The organism is Bacillus sp. 2D03, assembly GCF_003946765.1.
In the GTDB taxonomy this organism is placed as follows: domain Bacteria; phylum Bacillota; class Bacilli; order Bacillales; family Bacillaceae_G; genus Bacillus_A; species Bacillus_A cereus.
This window is the reverse complement of sequence record NZ_RPSJ01000027.1, coordinates 1-15662: the sequence shown is the minus strand read 5'-3', so window position 1 is coordinate 15662 and position 15662 is coordinate 1. Positions and strand designations below refer to the sequence as shown.

Here is a 15662-nt window from a genome sequence, read left to right as displayed (position 1 = left end):
ATATATAGATTATTATAATACGAAACGGATTAAGGCAAAATTAAAAATGAGCCCGGTACAATACCGGACTCACTTTTATCAAGCTGCCTAATGAAATAACCGTGTCTAACTTTTAGGGGTCACTTCAATGCGGTGCTCTTTTTTGAATTTATAAAATGTAAAAATAGTTGTTCCATTTTCCTTCAAATGGCTAATTCCCTTTGTTATTCTTCTGTTGATTTCTGTATAATCATTTATGCGATCAGCATATTCTGCTTATGTAGTGCATTCACGACTACTTACTTCCATACTTTATCTTATATTTTGTCTTCTTGGATATTTCATTATAAGCTTCTTCAATTCCCTTGATTTCCTTCCCCTTCTTTTATCTTAAGAACAAGCAATTTCTTTCATTAATATTAAATAAACTAAAGCATAGATTTTAAAAGAACCTAATTTACATATAATTAATGATAAACTACAATGTGTATTCTCCACGTTTAATCAGCATCTGAATTATAAATCTAACATATTTTTTTTAGTTGATTGTCATTATGGTACAACCGTGTATACATTTACCAAACAAATTACATAGTTTAAATTAGTAAAATATATAGAGAGGAAGGAAATAAATCTATGAAAGTCATAATTTTGTGTGGCGGAAAAGGGCTTCGGATGCAAGGAATTTTAGAGGACATTCCCAAACCATTAGTTCGAGTTCAAGGAAAGCCTCTCCTCTTGCATATAATGAATTGGTATAGAAAATATGGACATTCTGATTTCATTTTGCCCTTAGGATATAAAGGTGAGAAAATTAAGGAATATTTTATGGACTTTAGCTGGAAAGAGAATGACTTTAGTTTGAATTTTAAAACCAGTCAATATACGCTACTTCAGAAATTAGAAAATTGGAATATACACTTTATAGATACAGGAATTGATACAATGACCGGGGCAAGACTAAAAAAACTTGAATCCTTTGTACAGGGTGAAACCTTTTTATTAACTTATGGTGACGGATTAGCCAATATAGATATTGATCAACTAATAGCATTCCATAAAGAAAAAGAAAAAATTGCTACATTAACTGGAATTAAAAAAAATAGTCAATACGGCCTATTGGCGGTCGAAGATGGAATTGCTATTGATTTTAAAGAAAAACCATTACTTGATGAAGTAATTAATGGCGGTTTTTTTGTATTTAACAAAGAAATATTCGATTATTTAAGTAATAATGATGATTGTGTTCTAGAAGAAGATCCTCTTCGAAATTTAATAAAAGACAATGAGCTCGCAGTCTATGAACACAATGACTTTTGGGCTAGTGTCGATACACCTAAAGATTTAAAAACTGTAAATGAAAGTTGGAATCCAAATAAATTTTAGTGGAGAGGACTGAATAAGCATTGAACTCTAATGATAAAAAAATAAGTTTACCTCGATTGTATATCCCCTCTAATGAGAAAATAGTTAACCCACTTTCAACAGGATTTAAAGCTTCAAATCTCTCCAAAAAAAATACTCAAAAAAGAATTGATCCCCAATTCTATAATCAACAACATGATCTAAATAATCATTTCTGCGTCATTGTAGGTAGTGAGTATGTCTTGAAAATTATTGCTTTACAGCAATCATTAATGCAGTACTCAGAAAAATTCACATTGTGGATTTGTTGTATAGATCCTTTTGTATATTCACTATTAAAAGAAATGAGTTTAATTAATGTAAACCTTTTACAAGTTGAAGAATTGGAAGATCGTGAATTAAAAGCAATTAAGAGAAAAAGAAAAGTAAATGAATATTGTTGGACTTTAAAATCTGTCTTGATAGAATATTTATTGGTCAATTATGATTTACCATCTATTCTATATTGTGATGGTGATTTATGCTTTTTCTCTGACCCTAATATTATTTTTGAGGAATGGGGTGACCATTCTATTTTCCTAACCCCCCAAAGAGATCGTGATTGGGTAGAAAAAATGTATGGAAAATATCAGGCTGGTCTAATTGGATTTAAGAATGATCTCTATGGACTAAAAAGTGTAAGATGGTGGAAAAATAAATGTATAGATTGGTGCAGTGCCGAGGCTGAGGAGGGGAAATTTGGAGACCAAAAGTATTTAGATTATATCCCTATATATTTTCCAAAAGTAAAAATTTCAAATAACTTAGGTATAAATGCTGCGCCTTGGAACTGTATATATAATAACGATTATAAAATTGACAAGACTAAAAACGATATATTTATTGAAAACGACAAACTAGTTGTTTACCATTTTGCATGTATTACTATCTTTACTGAAAATGATTTTGATCTTTGGTCTTTGGGAGAAATTTCAATACCCAATAATATATTAAACCATATTTACACTCCATATTTAGAGAGAATTCAATTTGTTTTAAAGCAATTAAAGGATAAATTCAATAAAGATACTAAACAATTTTTAAGTAAAAAAGATATAAATAAAGCTCAAACTTTATATAAAGATTCACAATTAAGAAGAAAAATGAATCAATCCAATCATTTTATGAACTTTTCCATGATTATAAGTAAAGAACGATTAATTCAAGGATTGACCTCTTATTATTCCTTAGAAAATTTCAACGCTAAATTTACTGTATGGATCTGTTGTATGGATGATTTAACTTATCAAATATTAGAGAAATTAAAATTAAAGCACGCCATACTAATTCCGGTAAAAGAAATTGAAAATCATGAACTCCTCAGTATAAAAAATGATAGAAGTTTACAAGAGTATTGTTGGACATTAAAAGCGCCCCTATGTCTACATGTCCTTAGTCTTTATCCGGAAGTTGATCACATTATATATTGTGATGCTGATATGTATTTCTTTACAGCACCTAATATCATTCTTGATGAATGGTGGAAGTACTCTGTATTTCTTTGCCCTCAAAGAAGCTCTACTGAAATTGAAAGCATACACGGTATATACCAAGCTGGTTTAGTAGGCTTCAAAAATGATCAAAATAGTAAAGAAATTTTAACATGGTGGAAAGATAAATGCCTAGAATATTGCAATAATCAATATGATGTTGAAATGAATAGATGGGGTGACCAAAAATATTTAAATCACATTCCTAACATCTTTTCTAATATAAAAATCATGACTCATAAAGGTATTGATGCAGCACCTTGGAATGTCATTTTAAATAGCAGTTCTATATCCAAAACAGATAATAAAGTTTTTATTGATCAAGATGAATTAATAGCTTTTCATTTTGGAAGTATGCAAATTATTAATCCAAATGAGTTCGATTTATGGAAACAAGAAACTTTAGAATTACCTCCAGCAGTTTTAGATTATATATACATTCCTTATATTGAACAATTGAACAAGACATGTCATACCCTTCATAATACTTTTCAAAAATCTCCCTCCTCTTTATTTGCTGACCAAATTGATACAACAACAATAAAAAATTATTTTAAATACCCCTCCCCTCATCACAATTAAGACTGATACTTTCCTTATTTAAAAATAAATCTATTTATTTCAGCAACTAAAAATACATCTTAATAAAGGATAGATTATCACTATGATTGCTTCATTTAAAAATAAAACTTTCCTTATTACTGGTGGATACGGTTTTATTGGTTCTCACTTGGCACGAAGACTTTTAAATTTACAAGCAAAAATTGTTCTTTTCATAAGAACACCATCAAATTCTTGGAGACTAAAGGATATTCTAAAATATATTGAAACCTATGAAATAGATATACGAGATAAAAAACAAGTACAAGATGCAATAAAGAAAATTAATCCCGATTATATCTTTCACCTGGCAGCCTATGGTGTAAATTCTGCCCATACAGATTACATCCATGCTATAGAAACAAATGTTATAGGGACTTGTAACATTATTCAAGCAGCAAAATTGGTGAATTGTAAAAAAATCATCAATTTTGGGAGTAGTTCTGAATACGGTAACAAGATGGAACCTATTCATGAAAATATGTTACTAACTCCTGTGGACATCTATGGAAGTACCAAAGCTGCTGCTACTATACTCGCCCATCAAATTGCTAGCGAAAACAATATTAATCTTATAACATTAAGACCTTTTGGCATATTCGGAGAAGGCGAAGAGCCGCATAAAATTTTTAGCTATATAATCTTGCGAGTATTACAAAACAAAGATGTAAATTTAACTTTATGTAATCAATTAAGAGATTATTGTTATATAGAAAATGTAATAGATGCCTGTATCCTAGCAGTAGAAAATACTACTGTACAAAATGAAATCTTTAATATTGGGAGCGGCACTATTCACCCCTTGAAACATTATGTAGAATTATTATTCAAACATTTGAAAACCAATTCCAGACCAAATTACGGTGCAATTTCCTCTAGAACAAATGAAAGATGGGTTCCTGAAGCAGATGTGCAAAAAATAAAAAACTCTCTTTCCTGGGAACCTAGAATTAATATTGAAGAAGGAATTATAAAAACTATTAATTGGTATAAAAATAATAAACATTTATACCTAACCCCCTAAAAATAGGGTACTAAAGGAGGTGGACTAATTGTTAAACCGAAACTTTAATAATGCTTTTTACGGAAAAAGAATTTTAATTACTGGACATACTGGTTTTAAAGGTTCTTGGTTATCCCTATGGTTGAATGAATTAGGTGCTGCTGTAATCGGATATTCATTAGATCCTAAAAATAAAAATGATAACTTTAACATTACTAACCTTCAAAATAATATAATTGATATTCGTGGAGACATTAGAGATTTTAATAAATTAAATAAGGTTTTTACAGATTATAAACCTGAAATTGTATTCCATTTAGCTGCCCAACCTCTAGTTAAGTATTCATATGAATATCCTAGAGAAACATACGAGGTAAACGTTGTAGGAACTATGAATGTACTAGAGGCAATTCGATTACATGAATCAGCTAAAATAGGAATTATGGTGACAAGTGACAAGTGCTATGAGAATAAAGAATGGCCTTGGGGTTATCGTGAAATTGACCCTATGGGCGGCCATGACATATATAGCTCAAGCAAAGGATGCTGCGAACTTTTAATTTCTTCCTATCGTAATTCTTACTTTTCAGAAGAAAAATTTTCTCAACACAAGAAAATAATTGCAAGTGTTCGAGCTGGTAATGTAATTGGTGGTGGTGATTGGTCAATAGATAGAATTATTCCCGATTGTATACGAGCATTAGAATCAAACAAAAAGATTATTATTAGAAATCCTACTGCTATTAGACCCTGGCAACATGTACTAGAACCTTTAAGCGGGTATTTACTCCTTACAGAAAAAATTATAAATAATGGTATCCTTTTTTCAGGAGCATGGAACTTCGGGCCATCCCTAAGCAATATTGTTTCAGTAGAAAAATTAGTGACCAGTTTACTAGATATTTGGAGCTGCGGGGATTGGACAGCAGAAAATATAGGTCCAATAAATTTTCATGAAGCAAATTTACTAAACCTTGACATTAGCAAAGCAAAATTCAATCTTAATTGGCAGCCAAAATGGTCCCTACAACAGACTTTAGAAAATACAATAGAATGGTATAAACATTATAATTCTTACACCAGTTCTGAGATGAGAAATCTATGTATTAGCCAAATCAAACAATATTGCATGCTTTGAACTACTCCCACTTACCCATACTTGCTGTGAGTTCCTTATGGAGGGAGTCTTCTTGGTTAAAATAATAAAAGATACATTAATTTTTATAGTCTAAATTATAAACCTACTATACCTAAAATTATGTGATTGTCCATTAACAAAAATTTTATTTCTTCGGTTATTTCAAATCAACTATTGACATTATATTGAAGAATAAAGGAATCACGTATTTTTCTAGTGATTCCCTTGTTCTGAGAAAATAATGTCTTGCTTTAACGACAATACAGTATATGTGATTATTAATTTATTTGTTCTAGTTATGAAAAAATCTATTCCTGTCAAAAGAGCTTTCTTCAAAGAAAAACTTCCTTTTTTTCTACTTATCCTACTCGAAAAGTAAATAATGTTATTTTTCAGATGATTACATCTACTATTTATAGAATTACACTGAGCTTTAACAAGTTTATGCTTATATATTGATTCTCTTATTTATTATCACCAATGTTGATGAATTTATGCATAGCTTATTCTATACACAAATAGCTTTTTGAATTATCTTTTCAGAATAAATAAAGGAGACTTTCTCTTTTATGCACTTTCCCCTTACCATTCTTAAATTTCCCTTTAATCAACAATAAGAACAAATCTTCAATATAGTACATCTTCTTTGAACTACCCCCACTTTCACTTCGTTTAGAAGTGAGGGATTCCTAAGTAAAGAGTTCTATCGAACTCTAATTGATTAGGCTAACCCCGCAGTCCTTGCGGTTAGAAGCCTTATCGCTTCACTCTTTAGATTGATACTTGCGTTAATATCCCTATCATGGTGTGTACGACAAGAAGGACAGTCCCATTCACGTAGGTTTAGATTTTTAACGTCTTTATTTTGATATCCACAACAAGAACATAATTGGCTGGAAGCAAATGTTTTCGATACGACAATGACTTGTTTGCCATACCATTTTGCTTTGTATTCTAACATTGATCGAAATTGCAACCAAGATACCTCACTAATTGCTTTTGCTAACTTATGATTCTTTAACATATTCGATACTTGCAAATCCTCTATACCGATAACATCGTGGTTTTTGATGATTTCAGTTGAAATTTTGTCCAAGTAATCTTTTCTAGTATTTGATATGTATTCATGAATTCTAGCTACCTTTACTCGTTGTTTATTCCAGCGAGAAGATCCTTTCATTCTTCTAGAAAGAACACGCTGTGCTTTCGCCAACTTATCTTCTAATGATCGGAAAAATTTCGGATTTTCATAGTGTGTTCCATCTGACAAAATAGCGAAATCTTTTAGTCCTACATCTATTCCAATGTAAGAATGTGTTTTCGGAAGTTCTTGTACTTCTGTTTCAACTAATAGTGACACAAAATATCTACCAGAAGGGTTCTGTCTAACTGTAGCATTTACAATACGCCCCTCTACTTCGCGACTTTTGGCAAATCGAACAAGGCCTAGTTTCGGCAACTTTATTTTGTTCCCTACAACGGCAATGTTTTCATTTGTTTGTTTTGTGGTATAAGATTGTACGTTGTTCTTCTTAGATTTAAAGCACGGTGCGCTGTTTTGTTTTTTGAAAAAGCGCGTATAAGCATCCGCAAGGTTGCGAACAGACGACTGAATCGCAATACTATCCACTTCTTTTAGCCAAACAAGCTCTTTCTTCATGGCAGGTAGTTTGGCAGAGCATATACCATAGGTCAAGCCTTTTCCTGTCTCTTTGTATGCGTGATCCCATAAGGATAGAAAATGATTGAATACAAAGCGAGAACACCCAATCGTTTTGTTGATTAGAATTGCTTGTGCTTGATTTGGATAGATACGAAACTTATAGGCTTTATTAATCATTATTTGATTCACCTCCATTTCGGTATATGACTATTATACACCAAACATACATTCGATAGATAGTAGAGTAATACTTTCTATATGTCGAACAATTAAGATGGCTTCCTGCCATCTCTTGTTCGAGGCCAATTCATCTCCCGCCTACTCACTGGACTGTGACCCTTCACGCTCCTTGAGGAAGGAGTCTTCTTGGCTAAAATGATAAAATAAAACAAAACCATACATAAGATAATTTTACTATTACAAATAATGACATAGTCTGTTTCACCTTTTACATTATCTAAAAAAGAACTTGTAGGAATTCTTACAAGTTCTTTTTTATTTCCTTTATTCTCTTCTTATTTACATACGCAAGATTTATACATTTGGTGGTGATACATACTATATTTATCCGATAAAATAATCTAAAAATTAACACATAATTGATCGTTTTAAGAAAAAGAGATTTCATAAATCTTCAATCACAGTTTCTTAGTTCACCTAATAGAACGTATAAAGACTCATATCATCTTTTGATTATTTTTGGATGTTTTATTCTACGTATATTCGACACAAATTGATTGTTTTTTATGAATTTTCTTGAAAAATATTGTAATATCACTCCATTTTTTCTTCTATTTTGTTATGATGTTTATAATTAAATTGGATTAGGATTTTTTTAGAAAATGGGGGCGTATATTATGAGTGTCTCAGTAAAAGGAAATGAGCAATTAACCTCTCTATTGAACGACTGGTATCGATCTATGCTATCTCAGCAAGTTATAAAAGCTACTAATCTAAAAAAGAAAATTGATGAAAAAATTAATAAGTTAAGCATTGAACCGAATCAAGAGCATCAGGATCAAAATTTGTTACTATACTATTCACTACTCGAATTTCGTTACAAGGTCTTAACAGATAGCCTTGGTATTCAACAAAATAGTTTTGATACTATTAGCGATTATGATATGCCTACAGATCAATTTCTACAATTCTATTATCATTTTTTCAAATCCATTCATTCCACTTTTATATCAAATTATACTGAGGCAGAGGAACATTATAAACTAGCAGAAAAAATATTGGTAGCTATACCAGATGAAATTGAACACGCCGAATTTTACTATAGAATTGCTACTTTCTATCACCATACCTATAACAATCTCGCTTCTATCGAATACGCAAATAAATCGAGAGCAATCTTTTCAAAGTATGAAGGTTATGAAGTAAAAACAGCCTTTTGTAATAGTTTGCTAGGTGGTTGCTGCATCTATTTAAAACAGTACGAACAAGCAGAAGAATATCTACATTGTGCAATTGATTTACTACAAAAAAATAGGGAAGAAGATTCCTTGTTATACGTAAAAAATACTATGGGGTGGCTGTATTCTGATCAAAGTATGTCTACTTTAGCTATTCGTCACCTTTCAGAAGTAACAGAGAAAATCCCTACACACTTCAAGGCCATCTTCCTACAAGCTAAGGAACATTATAAGTTAGGAGAACAATCAACGGCCAGCCAACTCATTGATAAGGGTCTACAGATTTGCAGAGAAATTCATAACGAAGAATACACACACCACTTCTCTATTTTAAAAAAATTAAACGAAAATATTCCATTGGAAGAATTAGAAAAAATCATTCAAGAAGGAATCTTATACTTTGAGGAAGAAGAATTATGGGAATATGTTGTCGAATACGCCGAATTATTTGCCACAAAATGTAGACAATTAGAGAACCACCAAAAAGTAAGTGACTATTTCCATATTTGTTATCAAGCAAGACAAAAATCAATCGCAAAAGGAGTGTTAAAATAATGAAAAAAATTAGCTTATTATTATCAGGCATTGCTTTTATTGGGGTATTAACGGTGGGAATTTTTCAGTTTTCTAAAACAGATCAGCTTGCTACTCATGGGCATTATCCTGCTCCTTCATATAGTGTTGGCGATTATAGTGGTGCACCACCACAAATTTAATGTAAATGTATTTAAAAACCCTCCAAATGGAGGGTTTTTAAATGGCTTATCTGCCTGTTCAATACGCATAGAGAGTACATATTATACTTATTTACTATGTTATAAGATTTTTCATTTCCACTCTGTAACAAGATTCTAGCATTCTCTCCTAGAATCTCAACTTAAATCTTAAATCCACCAATTAACTCTTGAAGTTCTTCCGCCATCTGTGCTAATTGTATTGCTGAAGAATTTATCTCTTCCATAGAAGCATGTTGTTCCTCAGATGAACCAGCTATCGTTTGCATACTTGAAGAATTTTCTTTTACAGCCATAGCTATTTGATCAATCGATGTATCAACTTTCATTGCATCAGTTGTCATTTTATTTGATAGTTCTACCATACCATGCACTTTTGATACAATATCATTTGCAGATTTTGAAATCTCATAAAAACTTTGTTTTGTATCATTCGCAACCTTAATTCCCGACTGTACTTCTACGCCTACTTCATTCATAGCTTTTACAGTCTCATGTACGTCTGCTTGTATTTCCTTAATTAAACTTCCAATTTCCATTGAAGATTCGGATGATTGCTCCGCCAACTTTCTAACTTCATCAGCAACAATTGCAAACCCTCTCCCCTGTTCCCCAGCTCTAGCTGCTTCAATCGCTGCATTTAATGCTAATAAATTTGTTTGTTCCGCAATATTTTGAATCGCTTCTAATATACTGCCAATTTGCTGTGATTTCTTATCTAATAATTTTATGACATTATCGGATTGAGAAACAGAGTGATGGATAGACTGCATTTGTGTTACAGTTTGTTCTACTAATTGTTCACCTTCATTGGCTTTTTGTTTAGTGTATATGGATGAAGCCGATACTTCAGAAGCATTCTCAGCTACATATTGAATATTTCGTGTTACCTCACCAATTAATTCAGCTCCAGACTCAACTTCATTATTTTGAACCTCTGCACTGTTCGAGATTTCTTCCATCTCTTTTGTAATTTGTTCTGTCGCAACACTTGCTTGCTCTACACTAGCAGTTAGTTCCTCAGAAGACGCAGCTACATGTCCTGCAGATGTGTTAATTTGAGAAATAATATTACGTAACGACTCTGCCATTGTATTGAAACTACCACCTAATTGACCAAGTTCATCCTTTGAACGAATATCTATTTTCTCGGTTAAATTTCCTTGACTAATTCTTTGAGCTGAAATGACTAATTGTCTTAGTGGAGTAATTATAGATTTGAGTATGAATAGAATTACAATTCCACCTAACAATAATGAAGCACCTATTATAGTGAGCGTTTTATAAAAAATAGGATTGGTAGCTTCTTCAATTTCTTTCGTAGGCATTACGCCAGCTATTTTCCAACCTGTTTTTTTATTTGTCTTAAAGCTTATGTTTCGATCTTCACCATTGAGGCTATAAGTAATTACTCCATCTTCTGTCTTGTACAATTCATCCACTAAAGTTTTATCTAATTTCTCTCCAGGTTTTAGTGATGGATGAACAACTATAGTTTTATCTTGACTAACTATAGATACAAATCCTTGCTTCCCAATTTTTATCATTTTGGATGTTTTTACGATATCTTTAATATTCAAATCTACGCCAATGACACCACTTTTATCTGCATTCTGCTTTGCAATTGCAATTACCATATTTCCTGTAGACTTTGATTTATAGGGAGATGAAACAATAATCTCTCCATTTGCTTTTACTGCATCCTTATACCAACTACTTTCTAACGGATTAAACCCTTCTGGTATTTTTCCAACAGGTGCATGAATAAATTGATTGTTACTGGATGCCGTATAAATCGTTTCTATCTCTGGATGTAACTGTATATATTGATCAAATTTATTCTGTACATTTTGCGATTGTTCAGGATTATAATCCCCTTGTGTGAGTACCTTTGCAAAATGAGTGATATCTGTATGCTTATTTTCTAATTCATCATCAACAATCTTATCTAAAATACTTATATTATCTTTTGCAGATTGTAGAATTGTTTCATTAAGATCTGTTTTTGCTTTATTATAAGATGATACTCCTACGATAAGGCTTGGTATAATTAATATTGCTATAAATGCCATAGACAACTTCGTTTTAAGCTTTATTTGCCCCAATCTTTCTTTTATATTAAACACTAGCTACTTCTCCTTTTCATTTTTACTACTTATATAGTTTATTTAAATTTTTCTCCTTTACTTTTCCACATTCATTTATGGTACCATTCGAAATGAAACCACAATTACATCCTATTATCCATACTTTATAATTTAAAGATTTAATTTTCACAGACAGAGTTTTATCTGTTCTCCTTTCGAATATGTTATTTTTCTAGATTCAGCAATTATTAGACTACGAATTATTCCAAATAAACTTGATGCAACAAATACTTCATTTAAAAAATAATTATTGGATTTGTTTGGATAAAAATCTAGTTTAGCGCTAATCCAATCGGATGAAATTCTTACCATAATACATTCACTAAACATAAATAAGTAAATTTATTTCTTTTAATACTTATATTTAACTGCCTTTTAACCATTCTAACTGTATTATTTCATCGTTTTATCTATTTATTACAACCACTTTTGTTTTATTAAATCACTAAACTATAAATTCTAAATAGGAGAATAAAATAAATTAGAGAATTACATTGTAACATATATATATAAGTTGTTAATATTAAAATTTAAAACTTTACTATTTTTCATATGCAATATTACACGCGAAAAGCCATAATTTTTTTGTTATACTATGCATGTGGATTTTTCATCCAAAATCCACCCAAACGCATATTTATGTATATGCCACCCTAATTGATGAAAGTGAGAAGAGTGTTTATCATTTTTCTCACTTTTTTATTTAGGCTCTGTTAATATTGATTATTGATAAAAAGTATTAAATAAGGGAAGACACCTTAGAGTTGGTGCTTCCCTTATTTGTTGATTATTCAAATCTAAAATAGGTATTTTCTAAACCTATTCTTTGCTTTAATGTTCTGTCCAAAGCATAATTATTTGGTAATTCTTTTTCAATGACACAAATAATATAACCTGCTTTTCCTGTTGTTAAATTAGTTAGTTGTAAGTAGTTAGTGTTGTCGTAGATATAAGAAATAATATATTCATAGAAATTATTTTCTTTATCTTCTCTATTCATACCAACATTGTACAACCTAACTCTTGCTCCTACCCAAATTTCCTCATCATCATCAACATTACTTAAAGGCATCCATTTCGAGTTATCCAATATTTCACCCTTTTCTTAATTCATTCGTTTATACACGAATGTTGCTAGACACAAACTATCATAAGCATCCGTCATTTCATTGATTAGACGACCACCGACAGAGAAAAAAGACTCAACATAGCTTTTTACCCATTGAAACACTTGCTCTTTTAGTTATTTTTACATTTTGAATCTACGAAAATGAATTCCCTTATAAAAACTCTAACAGAGAATCTTCCTTCCAAATTTCACCTAGGGAATTATTTGTTTTCCAAAAAACCTACCAACATCTTTATCAACTCATTTTAGAATATTTAAACAATAATTCCATATACATTACCTGCATAAATTATTCATTTTCTTTTATATAAGACCTACCTTTTTACTTTTAATAGATTATTAGACATTGGATTATTATACATAAATCCCAAAAACATGCGGTATTTTGTAGAATTTTGTCTATCAATATGTATGTACACCCTTTTGTAGTGGATATAGACTGTGAGGTGTAAGGAGATACCTTACAAAATAATAAAAAGGAGATTATAGAATGAGTAGATTAACAAAATTCTCAAAGTTAGTATTTGCAACTTTAATCGCGGGAAGTAGTCTAAGCACCTTTGTTTCGTCACACAGTGTACAAGCTGACACCTTAGATCCTAATTACCAAGACAATGTAAAATTCATACCACCTTCTAGTGCTAGGCCAAAATTGGAACAAAAAAACACTATTGTTCCAGAAGCAAAAGTTGTTAAAGACCATTATGTAAAGTACTCTAAAGCACATTTCCAAACTAAAGAAAGTATACCAAAAGAGATTTATTATTCTTCAGAAGGCTTTAAGGGCTATATACAGGCAAGTACCGTTTGGGATATGGGAGATCATTTCGCAACACTATATTCCGGAACCGTTATTCGATGTTAAACTTTTAATCCATTCTCCCCTAATGCTTAAAATGGTTAATAACTCACTGCCAATACTGTAATATCTATTGTTCATAAAATAAACCACAAAATCTTTCGATTTCATGGTTTATCAAATATAAAGATAATGCTAAACGAATACTCTAACATTACCTTCCCCAAAGTTAATTATAGAGTATTTTCAAAAAAAAGACACTCTTGTAGTGTCTTTTTTATAGTATTTTAAAAAGAATTCCACCTACTAACACCTTTTTGTTGCACCTATTCGTTTATTTCAATATGATACTTTTCCATCTCGTATATGCAATAGACAATGATAGCTAAACTCCAACTGACACTATAATAATTATGTGTGTAGAAGTCATAGCCCGCTTTAATACCTTTCTCTATTACAACTAATGTAAATCCTAAAGCCACCCATCTGTTAATTTTCATCTTTATAAACGTTAAAGAGATAATTATTAAAAATAAAATATTTGTAAGATGATTTATCATTAGCTCATATTTTTGAATGTATACTGCCATTATACAAGCAACGATATTAGTCGCAATGCCAAAGGCAATCACCGCTCCCCAAACCCTGTCCGAAAGTCCCACTCCTGAGTCAGTCCCTTCCTAAACAAATATCCCTTTCTTTAATTCGTTCCTACACCCTATTCAAGATATGCTAAATTATCCTTGTCTGATGAATATCTATTTATCTTTTCATATAGAGCAAACAAAATTTCTACTCATAATTTTTTCTTTATTAGACAAACTATGTCTAAGCCGTTTGAACTAGCGGCTTCACTCTTCTGGTAATGGGATAGCACAATTTATTGAATTGACTAACTCATTCACCCCACTGGCACCGGCAGGCAATAAAATATTTGTCTGCCATTTTCATGTATACTTTTTCTAATTTCATTTCAAACCAAGTGTGTGCTGTACTGATTTCAAAAGGACAGAATTTCATTTTTTAAAATGTAAAAAAGATAAGATCCTGTCTACTTTTGGTATAGGACTTTTTCTTTTCACACATACTATTTTTGAACTTGTTTACCAATACGTGTCCTAATGGTGTCTTGAATTCCTCCTAAAAAGAGCTGCAGATACGACTGCATGCCCTTTTATTTACGTTGTTTCTCTATACCCAATAAAGCAATTAAAAGCTAAAAACACACTATTACACATTCTTTTCATTCCAGATTATGTTAAAATTTCTTAAGTTGCTTATTTCATAGTCGAATTATGATTTCGTATCTAATTCAGCAATATCTGAGCTGTATCTATTATAATTAACAACATAACAATTGAAGTACCAAGGCTCACACTCCCTTCTACTGTAAAAAAAGGTGATGTTCTTATTATTGAGTTTAATAAATATGCAATTGATAAAAAGGAAACAGAAAAAAGCAGACGTGAAATTCAAAATTTATTGGATAAACTATTTGAATAGTAATATTAATTCATCAAACAAGAAGAGCTATCCAATAGGACGGCTCCTCTTTATTTCACATACACATAGGCTTTGTTCGCAATAATATAGCATGTTTTTCTTTTGCTGTTGTGAAATATACAATTAAAAAAGTGAGCAATATAGTTATATTGTTCACTTTTTTGATACATTTATGAAACATTCATGTGTTATCTTCATTACGTTTTTTCTTTTTATAAAACCATGTGCACTAGAAGCCCTAGAGCCCTAAACTCTAGGGCTTCTTCATTTACAATGAGTATATTTTGTCTTATTTACTATTCATTACCTTTATAAATAATTTCTAGCACTCCTTTGTGATTTCCATTTTAACATTAGAATAATTATGAGCAACTCAGAGTAGTCATTGAGCACTTTTTATGGCGCTTTTTATTTCTAACTAGATTAGGACTTTGTTAAAGAACTAAATAAAATCCAATATTCTACTAATAATCACAATACAATCTGTTTGTTACTCAAGTTTTATTAAAAAGAGCAGTTATTACAACTAATGAAGTGACCCCTAAAAGTTAGACACGGTTATTTCATTAGGCAGCTTGATAAAAGTGAGTCCGGTATTGTACCGGGCTCATTTTTAATTTTGCCTTAATCCGTTTCGTATTATAATAATCTATAT

General features: G+C 31.1%; 14 protein-coding genes. 9 read left to right on the top strand and 5 right to left on the bottom strand.

What is annotated here, in order from left to right; translation table 11 throughout:
* The 5 genes from EBQ15_RS30165 to rfbG form a co-directional block, all read left to right on the top strand.
* Positions 1-91: IS3 family transposase (locus EBQ15_RS30165; protein WP_130953558.1), on the top strand; the 91-nt coding region annotated here is incomplete at its 5' end.
* A 524-nt stretch (positions 92-615) separates the two neighbouring features.
* Entirely contained in the window at positions 616-1365 is a 750-nt protein-coding gene (locus tag EBQ15_RS30160; RefSeq protein WP_000864431.1) for a sugar phosphate nucleotidyltransferase, read from the top strand.
* Between the two features lie 20 nt (positions 1366-1385).
* Positions 1386-3455: a hypothetical protein gene (locus EBQ15_RS30155; RefSeq protein ID WP_001087517.1), complete on the top strand. Its 2070-nt coding sequence runs from the start codon at positions 1386-1388 to the stop codon at positions 3453-3455.
* An 82-nt stretch (positions 3456-3537) separates the two neighbouring features.
* A complete protein-coding gene (locus tag EBQ15_RS30150; RefSeq protein WP_000561951.1) occupies positions 3538-4497 on the top strand; it encodes an NAD-dependent epimerase/dehydratase family protein in 960 nt (319 codons plus the stop codon).
* A 28-nt stretch (positions 4498-4525) separates the two neighbouring features.
* Complete coding sequence (rfbG, locus tag EBQ15_RS30145; protein WP_000934727.1) at positions 4526-5614, top strand: CDP-glucose 4,6-dehydratase; 1089 nt, start codon at positions 4526-4528, stop codon at positions 5612-5614.
* Positions 5615-6335: 721 nt separating this feature from the next.
* On the opposite strand, the gene tnpB is transcribed toward rfbG, so the two are convergent.
* A complete protein-coding gene (gene tnpB / locus EBQ15_RS30140; RefSeq protein WP_033693016.1) occupies positions 6336-7454 on the bottom strand; it encodes an IS200/IS605 family element RNA-guided endonuclease TnpB in 1119 nt (372 codons plus the stop codon).
* Between the two features lie 680 nt (positions 7455-8134).
* Between tnpB and EBQ15_RS30135 the strand changes: the two genes are divergently transcribed.
* A complete protein-coding gene (locus EBQ15_RS30135; protein ID WP_000116962.1) occupies positions 8135-9250 on the top strand; it encodes a Rap family tetratricopeptide repeat protein in 1116 nt (371 codons plus the stop codon).
* On the top strand, positions 9250-9411 hold the full coding sequence (locus EBQ15_RS31360; RefSeq protein ID WP_000724109.1) for a hypothetical protein: 162 nt from the start codon (positions 9250-9252) through the stop codon (positions 9409-9411). Before EBQ15_RS30135 ends, EBQ15_RS31360 begins: the two co-directional genes overlap by 1 nt.
* Positions 9412-9572: 161 nt before the next feature.
* On the opposite strand, the gene EBQ15_RS30130 is transcribed toward EBQ15_RS31360, so the two are convergent.
* Together EBQ15_RS30130 and EBQ15_RS30120 are read right to left on the bottom strand one after the other, a co-directional pair.
* Positions 9573-11555, bottom strand: a complete 1983-nt coding sequence (locus EBQ15_RS30130; RefSeq protein ID WP_000481861.1) for a methyl-accepting chemotaxis protein — start codon at positions 11553-11555, stop codon at positions 9573-9575.
* An 808-nt stretch (positions 11556-12363) separates the two neighbouring features.
* A complete protein-coding gene (locus EBQ15_RS30120) occupies positions 12364-12648 on the bottom strand; it encodes a hypothetical protein (RefSeq protein WP_002001666.1) in 285 nt (94 codons plus the stop codon).
* Between the two features lie 547 nt (positions 12649-13195).
* On the opposite strand from EBQ15_RS30120, the gene EBQ15_RS30115 reads away from it, so the two are divergent.
* Positions 13196-13570, top strand: a complete 375-nt coding sequence (locus EBQ15_RS30115; protein WP_000088958.1) for a hypothetical protein — start codon at positions 13196-13198, stop codon at positions 13568-13570.
* 260 nt (positions 13571-13830) lie between these two features.
* On the opposite strand, the gene EBQ15_RS30110 is transcribed toward EBQ15_RS30115, so the two are convergent.
* Complete coding sequence (locus EBQ15_RS30110; RefSeq protein WP_000524431.1) at positions 13831-14166, bottom strand: hypothetical protein; 336 nt, start codon at positions 14164-14166, stop codon at positions 13831-13833.
* Positions 14167-14839: 673 nt separating this feature from the next.
* Between EBQ15_RS30110 and EBQ15_RS30105 the strand changes: the two genes are divergently transcribed.
* Positions 14840-15007: a DUF3006 domain-containing protein gene (locus EBQ15_RS30105; RefSeq protein WP_046945785.1), complete on the top strand. Its 168-nt coding sequence runs from the start codon at positions 14840-14842 to the stop codon at positions 15005-15007.
* A 566-nt stretch (positions 15008-15573) separates the two neighbouring features.
* Here the strand turns inward: EBQ15_RS30105 and EBQ15_RS30100 are convergent.
* Positions 15574-15662, bottom strand: an 89-nt coding sequence (locus EBQ15_RS30100; RefSeq protein ID WP_139358419.1) for an IS3 family transposase, incomplete at its 5' end; no start/stop codon positions are given.